This is a genomic window from Brachyspira pilosicoli (assembly GCF_019402445.1).
Classification (GTDB): Bacteria; Spirochaetota; Brachyspiria; order Brachyspirales; family Brachyspiraceae; genus Brachyspira; species Brachyspira pilosicoli_B.
This window is the reverse complement of sequence record NZ_SRZM01000058.1, coordinates 1-9,754: the sequence shown is the minus strand read 5'-3', so window position 1 is coordinate 9,754 and position 9,754 is coordinate 1. Positions and strand designations below refer to the sequence as shown.

Here is a 9,754-nt window from a genome sequence, read left to right as displayed (position 1 = left end):
ATACATTCTCCATTTATAGCTTTGATAAGCCATATATGATATTCTTTCATAATCTTTTTTTCTTAATTTATCTGTATTATGTTTTTCTATTGCTTTATTTAAAAATGTTTCTCTGTTATTTTTATCTATTATAGATAAATATTCATATATAAAGGAATTATCCACACCAAGCTCTATTAGTTTAATAAAATTATCATTAGCTTTATTATAGTTGTTTTTTTGCATATTGATAAAACCTATAATATACAAAGCTTCAGTATTATCAGGACTGTTCTCTAATATTTTATTATAATATTTTTCAGCCTCATTTAATTTATTTTCTTTTACATATATTCTTGCTAAAGAAGTGAGGGCGTTAATATCATTAGGGTTATCATTTAGTATTTCATTATATTTCTTTATCTGTTCGCTATAATCTTTTGCCATAATATAATATTTTCCTCCTTCTTCTTTAAAAATTATTATTATTCATTTTCGTAAAATTTTCTCATCATAGTATTTCTATATTCGCTAAAATTATCATTTTCTATACTATTTCTTAAATCTTTCATAAATCTCTGCATAAATCTTATATTATGTATAGTCATAAGTATAGAAAATAGTATTTCATGAGATTTGTCAAGATGATTAAGATAAGCCTTAGAGAAATTTTTACAAGTATAACAATCGCAGCCTTCTTCTAACACAGTATCGTCCATTCTATATTTTGAGTTTCTAATCCTAACAACTCCATTCATAGTAAAAGCTTCGCCATTTCTAGCATTTCTAGTAGGCATCACGCAGTCAAACATATCAATGCCTTCCATTACGGCATTAAGTATATCACGAGGCTCACTAACCCCCATCAAATAACGAGGTTTTTGTTTGTTTGTATATAGCATAACTTTAGAAAGCACCTCATGCATTTTCTCTGGAGTCTCCCCAACAGAAAGCCCACCAATAGAATAAAAAGGAAAATCCATATTAACCAAAGTTTCAGCACTTTCTTTTCTCAAATCATCAAACATTCCGCCCTGTATTATACCGCCTAAGTATTGATATTCACTGTTAGGGGTGCTGTCATGATATTCTTTACATTCTTTAGCCCATTTATGAGTTCTAAGCATTGCCTCTTTAGCATAATTATAATCAGCATCTGCCTTACAGCATTCATCAAAACTCATTATAAAGTCAGCTCCTATAATATGTTCTGCCTCCATTACGCTTTTTGGTGTAAAGAAATATTTTGAACCATCTATATGCGACCTAAACTCAACTCCTTCATCGTTGATTTTTCTTAGCTGAGCAAGCGAAAAAACTTGAAACCCGCCGGAATCTGTGAGCATTGCCCCTTTCCAATTCATAAACTTTTTAACACTGCCAAATTTTTTTATCACCTCTAATCCCGGTCTTAAAACTAAATGATAAGTGTTAGCAAGTATAATCTTACTTTCTGTTTCTTCTACCATAGCAGGAGTTAATGCCTTTACAGTAGCCTTAGTTCCTACAGGCATAAAAACAGGTGTATCTATTACAACCCCATTAACTTCTATTTTACCAAGTCTTGCATGTGTTTGACTAGAGTTTTTTAATACTTCAAAAGAAAATGACATAATAAACCTTTATTTTTTATTTTGTTTTAATGTTTTTGTATCTGGCTTTTTTGTGTAAATATATATAAGCATTATTAAAGATACTATCATCATTATTATAGAATATATTGCCCCAGATGTGATAGGTCCTATAGTCCATTCTGTAACATCTCTAAAGAACTGCTCTATTACAGCTCTAAAAAGTCCGTATAAAAATATCCATACAAATAATCTTGTACCTTTTCTTATATTCTTATTTTTTTGGCTTAATGCTAATATTATATAAGACACCAAAGCAAGGACTAAACCTTCAAGAAATGCTTCATATAATTGTGAAGGATATCTTAATTCTGTGTATGGTCTAATTGCAGGTATTAATTCCTTCCATTTTTCATACCCTCCAACTGCATCATAATTTGGAAATATCATTCCAAGAGGTGAATTAGTAACTCTTCCGTAAAGCTCTGCGTTCATGAAATTTCCTATTCTTCCAAAAAATAAAGCGAAACTTGAAGGAAGTGTGGCATGGTCTGCTATAGTTAAAAATTCATATTTATATTTTTTGCTGAATATATATCCTCCAATAATCATTCCTATAAGTCCACCATGAAAAGACATTCCTGCAAAACCTAAAAAAGTTATTCCATTATCAAGATTAAATCCTAATATCTCCCAAGGTTTTAAAAAAGATGAAGGTGAGTAAAGTAAAAAATATCCAACTCTAGCACCAACTATAGCACCAACAGCGGCATAAAAAACCATATCATAAGCACCGCCGTCTTTTGAGTTGTTAAACTTAATCCAACCTTTTTTTTCTAGATGATTGAGTATTAAACAAGAAACTCCAATTCCTACTATATACATAAGTCCATACCATCTAATAGCACCAAGCACTGGTATGTTTTCTGGAAATACAAATGGAGTAAAAAATTCAGGGTATTTCATCAATTTTCCTTATTATTATCAATTTTTGTAATTTTATATTATATGTTATGCACTAAAAAATCAAGGCGGAATTAATTTTGAATAATAGTAATTTTTAACATAGTTTTATTGTTTTATATAATTGTATTTAAATTTTATATTTTTAGATATTGCTTTATATAGTACTTAATTTCTAAATATAAATTTATTTTTTCTTAATATTATAAACCCCAATATTTAGTTTAAATAAAGTTTTTATAATATTAAAATTACCAGAAAAAGTTATCTTTGTTGGTACTTTAGTATTTTTTGGATATATTCTTGATACAGGAATTTCACATACTTTATATTTTAATTTAGGTGCCATAGCAGACATATAAAATAATAATTCATATCCTGAAAATATATTTCTGAATATATTGAGATTCTCATCTAATAATAATTTTTTAGAAATACCTCTATATGCTGAAGTAGTATCAGTATATTTAAATCCAGACATAAAACTAATCCAAGGAGCATGCATTAATTTTACAGCTAAATATCTTGATATAGGAGTATTTTTATGAATTCCACCTTTTATAAATCTTGAACCTTGTATAAAATCATATCCTTCTTCTAATTTTTTAATAAAATCTTTGATATATTCTACTCCGTCTTTATTATTTCCATCTATTGTTATTATACCATCATATCCTTGATTTAAAATATAATCAAAGCCCATTCTAAATTGTGCTCCTTGCTTTCCTGCTCCTGTTTTTATAAGCAAAGTTCTTACATTTACACTTTTTAAAAAATCCTTATTAGTAGATCCATCATTACTTCCACCATCAAATATAATAATATCTGCTATGTTGTGTATACCATTATCTAACATAGATTTTAGTTCTTTTTTTATTTTTTCACCTTCATTTAGTAAAGGAATACCTACACAATATTTATGTTTTTTCTCAAAAAATTCTTCTATTTTATAATCAGGTATTTCTCTAAGCATTATATTGTTTCCTTTTCTACTGATTTTATAAAATCAATTATTTCATTGATGGTATTAATATTTTCTATTTCATTATTATTTATTACTGTTTCTATTGAACAATGATTAACTTTAGAAGTTTTTAATTTGTATAAATATTCTATTAAATTATTTTTATAATTTATATAATCGTTTTTTAAATAAGGTATGCTTATATGGCAATGAAAATTATAATTTAAAGAATTTACTAAATCTATAGATTGTGATATATTTTCATTTTCTAAAATTATAGTACTTAAATCTAAATTAATTTTTATATTTTTCAAATTTATTTTTTTTACAAATTCAAATGTATCCTTAGTATTAGTTAAAAAATTAGTACCATAATATTTTGAATTAGGTTCTATACCAATTAGAACATTATATTTAGTAGCTTCATCATTTAATTTTGTAAAGAACTCTAATGCTATATCATTAGATTCATTATTGGACATTCCTTCTGGTATAATCCTTAATTTTGGAGAACCAAATACTATATGTTCTATACCTAATATGGAAGCAACCTCTATAGATTTTAATGTATATTCATATAAATTTTTTCTTTCAATTTCAGAATTAAATAATGAACAATTATTTAATCCAAAATGCAAACTTTGCATAGATACAGCTTGTAGTCCAAAATCTTCCCATTCTTTTTTTAATTTAATATAATTATTGTATTCATCATATAAACCTAAGTTTGATATTTTAAATGGTACTATTTCTATAAATTTTATTTCTTTTTTTGATAAAAAATCATAAATTTTATTTCTATTATCTATATTCCAAGCTAGAGAAGATATACACAATTTCATTATAAAACTCCATTTAATTTAAAAAATGATACTAAATCATCATATATGTTTTTCTCATTATATAAATATTCTTTATCATTTCCCCATTTATTAGCATATATACTTTTCATGTTATAATTATATAATTTGGCATTGTTTGAAATGAATTCCCTATTAAAAATATTTTTCATGATATCTTTTGCTGAAATTGGTGCTGAGCATACATTAAGTATAGGAATATTATATTCTATAGATTTTGATATATCATTATATAAATTATCTAAATTATAAAATTGAAAAGTACTTTCAGGATTAGTAAATTGTAGAGAAGTTTCATTAATATTAAATAATTCTTCCCTTATTTTATCTATTGAATTATTTTTAATTGCACTATTTTTATCAAATACATATCTCTTTTTTTCTGAATCAAAATTATAATATTTTTTTGAAAAAACAATTTTATCTTTTATTGTTTCAAATTTACTTTCTGTAAAAAATGCTGGTTCAGGATTGATTATGTCATAGATAAAATTCTTTTTTAAATTTTTACCAAATAAAGCAGGCAGTCTTATTATATGAGAATGATTAAAAATATTAGAAAATTCATCTTCTGCTATTTTTCTATTTTTCCCGTAATCATAATCACTAATAAAATTATTATTACTTTCATCATATATAACAGGTTGTGGATATACTGCTATAGTTGATATTAAAACAGCTTTCTTAGCTTTTACAGTACTTAATATATTTAGTAATTCTTTAATATTTGATAAATCTTTTTCAGGATTAGTATTAGCAAGCTGCATATCGGCTGGTATTGATGAACAAATTAATAAATCAAATTCTCTATTTTTAATATCATTTATATTTTTTGAATTATATTGAAAATGAAAATCTGATTTTAATAATATATTGCTTCCTACAAAACCTGTATAACCTATTAAACAATTATTCATATACTTTCTCCTTATAGCTTTTTATAATTTTGAAACAGACTTTACTCTAAAATTAGGTTTATTATATAGTTCTTTTTGTATTATACTTAAATATCTTATAATGATGCTGAATATGGCAAATATCATAGTAAAACTGAATGATAAAAACAAAAATGTTGTGGTCCAACCTTCAACAGGTTTATTATTAGATAAATATATAACTAAAGCATATATTCCTGTTACTATGGCAATTATAGCACTTAATAAAGATAATGATGCTGTAAAATTTGAAAAAGCTTCTGAAAATAATAATAGATATACACTTCTTGTTTGTTTTGACATATGATATTTTTTGTCTTTTATTTCACATTTGAATTCATTGTAATTATATCCTATATCACGAATAACATATGATATAGGAGTTGTTTTACTATTATCTTCTGTAATGGCATTTATAACTCTTCTAGTAACTAAGAATACTATATCATATACATTTTTTAATTTATGTTTTGAAAAAGTCGATATTAAATTAATAGTTAGTTTATCTTTTAATCTATAATATTTAGAAGTTAAGAATGAAGAGTCTATACCTTTTTTATTTGATTCATAAAGATTATCTAAATATTCTTCTAATTTATTGATTGATAAATCTTTTATTACAAAAACTATATCTCCTTTTGAAAATTCTAGTCCTGCTCTTATAGAATTATTTTCATCTATATTATTACCTAAATTTAAACATAACACATTATTAGAATTTGGAGCTAGATATTCTTTCATATCTTTTATATTGGAGTCATTTATTAAAATAATAATTTCACTATATTCAAATTTATTTAATATATAATTCTCTAATCTTTGATAATTTTCTTTATTATCTATTTTAGTTATTATAAAACTTGCATAATTTTTATCTTTCATAATAGTACCTCATTTAATTCATATATGGTATTTAATTTTCCACCAAGAATACTAATTAATTTTGGATTTTTATTGTTTTCTGTAATGATAACTGGTCTTGAATCAGATGTTGAAGAAGATTGCATTAGAGCTTTTATAGCAAAAATACTTTCTTTAAATTCTGGTAAAAATTCTGATTTCAAATATTTTTTAGCAAGTTGGAACATATGTACCCAAGCTGTTTCTGGTCTTACTTTACAAAAATTGCAATTATCTAAGAACATTCCACTACATGTTTCTGATTGTTTTTGACATGTAAAAGTTGGTAATTCTTGAAAACAATTTTGATGCGGTGTATATCTTACTGCTGATAGAGAATACATACCATGACTATCAAAAGGCATTATAGAGAAAAATGGACCATCCATCAATGTTATACCAAAACCTTTTAAGCTTTCTGAAGAGTTACATAAAACCATTTCTGCTAATTCGAATTTCATAGATAATGTATTTAAATTAAATATTTTTAATATACTGTTTAAAGAAGCGTAAGAAGTATTAATGACAAAATTAGTTTTTATTGTTTTAGATGAATTTAATGTTAATATCCATAGATCATTATCAATAATTACATCTTTTATATAATCATTATAAATTATAGTAATATTTGATTTTTCTTTTAATTTTTCTAAATAATAATATTTTATTTTTAAAGTATCTATTGTATATTCTTTAGTTTTATAGCATGCATCTACAGTATTTTTATTAAAAAATATATTTTCATTTATTCTTTCATAAGGTATATTAGCATTATCACAAAAATATTCAAAATTATCAGGGGTTGCCATGCCAAATTTTGATGACACTGCATAAATCTTAGTGTAATCTGAAACTATTGAGAATGGAAAATCTTTAATAAATTTATCAAAATAATGGGAGCATTTTATTGCTGTATGCAATGACCTTGGATAATGGTAACCATTATGTAGTCTTGCCTGATTAACATATGAAGCTCTTGAAAATGCTTCTTTATCTTTTTCTATTATCAAAATTTTAGCATTCTTATTTTTATTAGATAAAATATCAGCTGAATAGAGTCCGTAAATACCAGCACCTATTATTATATAATCATACATAGCAATATTCCCTAAAAATTAGTTAAACATAAAAAACCTATGCTGCAATTTGCAACATAGGTTGTAATTTTTGATATTTTGTATTATTATAAATATATATGTAGCCGTTGCATATATTAATCTGCTCTGCTCTGCTCTGCTCTGCTCTGCTCTGCTCTGCGAATTATATTTAAATCTTCTATTTTCAGCTATAGCTCTTCCTATAGCATTCATTATTAATCCTATAGCAAAAGATAATGCTGATAATATTAATAAACATATTGTTAGTATTGCTGTAGGAAATCTATCAACTTTCGATGTTTCAAAATATTCTATAGTTATACTTATTCCAAAAACCATACCTATAATAAATAAAACAGTACTGATTATGTTAAAAAACAATAAAGGTTTTTCTGTCATCATTAAATAAATTATAGTAAATAATATTCTAAATCCATCTCTAAATGTATTAAGTTTTGAATGAGAGCCTTCAGGTCTTTTAAAGTATTTAGCAGGAACTTCACCTACTGGTAAACGCATTTGTAAGGCATATATTGTAAGTTCTGTTTCTATTTCAAAACCTTTTGATGCAGCTGGAAAACTTTTTACAAATCTTTTAGAAAATATTCTATAACCACTAAGCATATCATCAAATTTTTTACCAAATAACATATTAGCAAAACCGGTAAGCATAGCATTTCCAAAAGTATGTCCCTTTCTATGTACATCTTCATTTACAACTTCACGAGAAATGTTTAACATATCAAGTTTTCTATCTAAAAAATATTGTATATGTTTTTTTATTTCGGATATATCATACTGCATATCAGCATCAACCATAATATATATATCAGAATCAATATCTGAGAAAGCTCTTCTTACGACTTCTCCTTTACCTTGATAATTAACTTCTGTCACTATAGCACCTGCTTCTTTAGCTAATTTTATAGAATTATCTTTGCTATTATTATCAAAAACATTTATTTCAGCTTCTGGTAAATACTTTGTAAATTCTTCTATTACTTGTTTAATAGTTATCTCTTCATTATAACAAGGTATTATTACTGATATTTTCATTAATTTTTACCTCTTAATTCTTTAATAAATTTTTTAAATCCACCTCTATCATAAATAAATATTATAAATCCTATTAAAGATACTATACTTATTGGTATTACTGGATAAATATATCTGTATTGATATATATGAACGACTGGAGAAAATATAGAAACTATAAAAGCAGTAGCAAATGCTGAAAAAGAAGTAGAGAAAACAAATACCAATATGTCATTTCTAAATTTTTTATTAAATATAAATAATAAACCTGATGCAAAAAATAGTATTATTGACAATAATACAAATAAAAATACATTTATATTGGGTAATATCTTATTTAATAAATAAAATACTTTGAATTTTAATTCGGTAAAATATATACCCATATTTTCATTATAAAACTTTAATTTTTTTACATCATCTATTGTAATATTTAATAATTCAAATGTTGGATTAGTTAATGGCGGCTCATACCATTCTCTCAATGTTAATACATAAGAATTTATTATTTCATATTTTAAAGTCAAAATAGAAGTTGTAAAATTCCACATATGTCTAATATAGTTAGATGGATATTTTAATATTGATTTTATCCATATTTTTTTTACATCTTTAGAATTACTTAAAATTACTCCTAAAGGATCTGCTAGTAATGGATCTTTATTGTATTGTTCAACTACATCATTAAAATTTTTAGAGTCTGCATACCAATCATCTGGAATAATAGATGAGTCATTTGCAGGAACAATAGCACCAGCTATTTGAAGTAAGTATAACCCTCTCGTTGGATTAGAAATATCTTTTATAAATATTCTTGGAAAAATAAAAAATATTGACATCAAAACTATAGCATTAAACAACATAATCAAAAAAAATGATGCAATATATTTTTTTATATCATTTATATTTTTAGTTTTCAAATAGTCATAAGTAAACCATATTAAAATTGGATAAACTGTTACAATAAAATTATGTCTATGCAGCATGCTAATTATAAGTGATATTAAAGATATAATTTTTAAAAATCTTCTCACATTAATATTTTTAATTTGTAAAACAATGATAGAGAATACTATAGAATATGAAAATAAAACATATAATGTGGCAACACTATCTTTAAGATACTCTATGGAAGAAAAAAATATTTGTGCTAAAAAAGTTATAAGGAATAATAATATAACAAATTTATTTTTATTTTTTATATATGAAGAAATAATTATTAAAAATATAGAACAATATAAAAGCATAGTATTTATAATAAAAAATATGCCCATAGTTAAACCTAATTTATCCATAAGTTTAACATTTAATTCTGTTAAAATAGGCATCCAATTTGCACTATTAAATCCTGTTAAAATTAAAATTATAGAGTATACAGTATCATAGTGCCAATAATATCCTGGATAAAATAACCAAAGTTTAAAAATTATTAAAATAATAGTAATGAATT

The 9,754-nt window shown here is 24.4% G+C and carries 9 protein-coding genes and 1 pseudogene; all 10 read right to left on the bottom strand.

What is annotated here, in order from left to right:
- On the bottom strand, positions 1–426 hold a 426-nt coding region (locus E6A48_RS02580; protein WP_219708415.1), incomplete at its 3' end, for a tetratricopeptide repeat protein.
- A 38-nt stretch (positions 427–464) separates the two neighbouring features.
- Positions 465–1,592 carry a tRNA guanosine(34) transglycosylase Tgt gene (gene tgt / locus E6A48_RS02575; protein WP_219708413.1) on the bottom strand — a complete coding sequence of 376 codons (1,128 nt, stop codon included), beginning with the start codon at positions 1,590–1,592 and terminating at the stop codon, positions 465–467.
- A gap of 9 nt (positions 1,593–1,601) precedes the next feature.
- Positions 1,602–2,516, bottom strand: a complete 915-nt coding sequence (gene lgt / locus E6A48_RS02570; protein ID WP_219708412.1) for a prolipoprotein diacylglyceryl transferase — start codon at positions 2,514–2,516, stop codon at positions 1,602–1,604.
- A gap of 184 nt (positions 2,517–2,700) precedes the next feature.
- Positions 2,701–3,486 carry a glycosyltransferase family 2 protein gene (locus E6A48_RS02565; protein ID WP_219708411.1) on the bottom strand — a complete coding sequence of 262 codons (786 nt, stop codon included), beginning with the start codon at positions 3,484–3,486 and terminating at the stop codon, positions 2,701–2,703.
- Positions 3,486–4,319 carry a sugar phosphate isomerase/epimerase family protein gene (locus E6A48_RS02560; protein ID WP_219708409.1) on the bottom strand — a complete coding sequence of 278 codons (834 nt, stop codon included), beginning with the start codon at positions 4,317–4,319 and terminating at the stop codon, positions 3,486–3,488. Before E6A48_RS02560 ends, E6A48_RS02565 begins: the two co-directional genes overlap by 1 nt.
- Positions 4,319–5,254, bottom strand: coding sequence for a hypothetical protein (locus E6A48_RS02555; protein WP_219708407.1), 936 nt, complete (start codon positions 5,252–5,254; stop codon positions 4,319–4,321). The genes E6A48_RS02560 and E6A48_RS02555 overlap by 1 nt, the downstream gene beginning before the upstream one ends.
- A gap of 21 nt (positions 5,255–5,275) precedes the next feature.
- Positions 5,276–6,154: a glycosyltransferase family protein gene (locus E6A48_RS02550; RefSeq protein ID WP_219708405.1), complete on the bottom strand. Its 879-nt coding sequence runs from the start codon at positions 6,152–6,154 to the stop codon at positions 5,276–5,278.
- Positions 6,151–7,269 carry an FAD-binding oxidoreductase gene (locus E6A48_RS02545; protein WP_219708403.1) on the bottom strand — a complete coding sequence of 373 codons (1,119 nt, stop codon included), beginning with the start codon at positions 7,267–7,269 and terminating at the stop codon, positions 6,151–6,153. Before E6A48_RS02545 ends, E6A48_RS02550 begins: the two co-directional genes overlap by 4 nt.
- 18 nt (positions 7,270–7,287) lie before the next feature.
- Entirely contained in the window at positions 7,288–8,325 is a 1,038-nt protein-coding gene (locus E6A48_RS02540; RefSeq protein ID WP_258018523.1) for a glycosyltransferase family 2 protein, read from the bottom strand.
- Positions 8,325–9,754 (bottom strand): annotated as a pseudogene (locus tag E6A48_RS02535) (hypothetical protein); the annotation flags it as partial. The pseudogene E6A48_RS02535 and the gene E6A48_RS02540, both read right to left, overlap by 1 nt.

Excerpts from the sequence above, each read along its gene's own strand:
- E6A48_RS02565 (WP_219708411.1), bottom strand. The coding sequence starts at position 3,486 with ATGCTTAGAGAAATACCTGATTATAAAATAGAAGAATTTTTTGAGAAA.
- E6A48_RS02560 (WP_219708409.1), bottom strand. The coding sequence starts at position 4,319 with ATGAAATTGTGTATATCTTCTCTAGCTTGGAATATAGATAATAGAAAT.
- E6A48_RS02555 (WP_219708407.1), bottom strand. The coding sequence starts at position 5,254 with ATGAATAATTGTTTAATAGGTTATACAGGTTTTGTAGGAAGCAATATA.
- E6A48_RS02540 (WP_258018523.1), bottom strand. The coding sequence starts at position 8,325 with ATGAAAATATCAGTAATAATACCTTGTTATAATGAAGAGATAACTATT.
- tgt (WP_219708413.1), bottom strand. The coding sequence starts at position 1,592 with ATGTCATTTTCTTTTGAAGTATTAAAAAACTCTAGTCAAACACATGCA.
- E6A48_RS02550 (WP_219708405.1), bottom strand. The coding sequence starts at position 6,154 with ATGAAAGATAAAAATTATGCAAGTTTTATAATAACTAAAATAGATAAT.
- lgt (WP_219708412.1), bottom strand. The coding sequence starts at position 2,516 with ATGAAATACCCTGAATTTTTTACTCCATTTGTATTTCCAGAAAACATA.
- E6A48_RS02545 (WP_219708403.1), bottom strand. The coding sequence starts at position 7,269 with ATGTATGATTATATAATAATAGGTGCTGGTATTTACGGACTCTATTCA.